Source organism: Burkholderia sp. HI2714 (assembly GCF_002223085.1).
GTDB lineage: Bacteria > Pseudomonadota > Gammaproteobacteria > Burkholderiales > Burkholderiaceae > Burkholderia > Burkholderia lata_D.
Genome location: NZ_NKFM01000133.1, coordinates 1 through 1,733, shown reverse-complemented (window position 1 = coordinate 1,733; position 1,733 = coordinate 1). Strand labels below are relative to the sequence as shown.

Sequence of the window (1,733 nt, the reverse complement as noted above, 5' to 3'; positions counted from 1 at the left end):
GGGGGGCGATCGCGGCCCCTTGCCATGGCGACTGGTCATGCGTGGTCGTCGTCGAGTTCGAACAGCGCGCGATCAACCGGACGGGACAGCGCGTCATCCATCATTTGTCGGAAATCCGCGGCATCCCATTCGCCGCGTTCGACGCGGCGTAGCACGGCTTCGCCGGCGAGCCTCACCTTGCGTTCGCGATCCGCGCGCGTCTGTTTGACTTGCTGACGTTGCGCCTGGACGGCCGCCTTGCGGGCGGTCTTGAGTTCCTGCAGCTTTTCGTCGGTGGCAACCAGTCGACGCTTGAGTAAAGTCATGGGGTTGGCCTCGAGGTGGATGCGCGCGACCTTGGCCCCGCCAGGCGCCGGATTTGCGGATCGTGGCCGTACGGCTGGGCCCACGTGCGCACGGCGGCTTCGACATCGGCCGCCGCGGGCATGTCCGGCAAGGTCCGAAGGGTCCAGCCGCCCAGACGCCTCGGCGCAATATAGGCGGGTTGCCAACTGCCGTCGGCGCGCACGCTAATCAGAAACAGGGACGTGCCGACCGCCAGTCGCCAGGTTTCGACGACGGCAGCGGGTTCGGGATGGTCGTGATCAGGGATTTTCATACAAACGGGGCCTGATCGCAAGAGCCGGCCGTCAGCGCGTCGACGAGATCGAGTTGACCGGGCGCTGGCGGTGGCGGTCGCCGTGGCGATTTCGGTCTGGGGTGCCCACCCCGTTTGAGCGCGCGGGCGAGCGCCAGCAACTGCGCCCAAATCTCGTCGGCTTCGATGGGCGACAGCGTATCGGCCGCGGCGTCAAGCGCGGCAACCAGCTCTGCCAGTTGCCGTGGCGATCGCGCCAAGGCCGACTTCGCTTTCGTGCGTGCTCGCCCCAGGACAGCCCGACTCATGCGCGGTGGTCTTTGGTGGGGGTGACGGGATCGAAAGGGTTAGGCCACAGGCTTTTAACCAAAGCGTCGGCGCGCGCGCGGCGCTGCTCGGCCGTCAACCGGCGTTTTTGTTCGCGCGTCAGGTCAGCCGTGAGCCAGTCGTCCGGGAGCTTCGCGCCGACCGGCGCAATCGGGCGGCGCTCGCGTACGGTGGGAGCCGGCATCACCTCGTCCGGAACGGCCCCGTCGTCACCGGAACACGGCGACAGATTCGGCGCTTCCTCCGCCCGTCTGACGACCGGGCGAGTTTCCGGGCGTGCGGCCTGCGGCGGGCGAGTCACGATTCCGCGCTCACGCCGAATTCTTTTCACGGTGAGAGCGAACGTTTGATAGGTGAATTCGAGGCCGGTCGCGGCCAGGTCTTGAATGATCGCCGGATAGGAGACGCCCGCGCGAATGGCCCGCTCGACGCTGTCGAACACGTCGCGCAGCTGCGCGGTTTTGGACCGCCCATCGGAGACGGCGGACAGCGCGTCGAGCCGCTGTGCACGTTGTACGGAGATTGGGGCGTCCATATTTGAGCGCTTCCGGTGGCAAGAAACGGCACCAGTATGCCGTGAATGATCGAAAGATGCATCAAGAGCGATTAATCTACGATTCCTGCTTATCTGCAAATTATCCAAAAGTGATCTAAAGACGATCCAATTCGATCTGGTGATGATCTATCGCCCGACGCTCGACTGGAGGCCGAGGCACGACAGATATGTAAACGGAAATGCTGACGCATTTCCCTTTCCATATCCCGTGCTCCAAGGGGATGCCCCTTGGAGAACCCGGCCGGCTCCGCCGGCGGTGCCACGTCGCGCGAT

Annotated in this window: 3 protein-coding genes; all 3 read right to left on the bottom strand. The window is 64.9% G+C overall.

Annotated elements, in window-relative coordinates:
• Positions 1-35: 35 nt before the first annotated feature.
• The 3 genes from CFB82_RS41435 to CFB82_RS41425 all read right to left on the bottom strand — a co-directional run bounded on the left by CFB82_RS41435 (position 36) and on the right by CFB82_RS41425 (position 1,439).
• Positions 36-305, bottom strand: coding sequence for a hypothetical protein (locus CFB82_RS41435; protein WP_089487953.1), 270 nt, complete (start codon positions 303-305; stop codon positions 36-38).
• The gene (locus CFB82_RS43020) at positions 302-598 is read right to left on the bottom strand and encodes a hypothetical protein (protein ID WP_143751092.1); all 297 of its coding nucleotides are present in this window, start codon (positions 596-598) and stop codon (positions 302-304) included. Before CFB82_RS43020 ends, CFB82_RS41435 begins: the two co-directional genes overlap by 4 nt.
• A gap of 283 nt (positions 599-881) precedes the next feature.
• A complete protein-coding gene (locus CFB82_RS41425) occupies positions 882-1,439 on the bottom strand; it encodes a hypothetical protein (RefSeq protein WP_089487951.1) in 558 nt (185 codons plus the stop codon).
• Between the last annotated feature and the right edge of the window lie 294 nt (positions 1,440-1,733).

Excerpts from the sequence above, each read along its gene's own strand:
- CFB82_RS41435 (WP_089487953.1), bottom strand. The coding sequence starts at position 305 with ATGACTTTACTCAAGCGTCGACTGGTTGCCACCGACGAAAAGCTGCAG.
- CFB82_RS43020 (WP_143751092.1), bottom strand. The coding sequence starts at position 598 with ATGAAAATCCCTGATCACGACCATCCCGAACCCGCTGCCGTCGTCGAA.
- CFB82_RS41425 (WP_089487951.1), bottom strand. The coding sequence starts at position 1,439 with ATGGACGCCCCAATCTCCGTACAACGTGCACAGCGGCTCGACGCGCTG.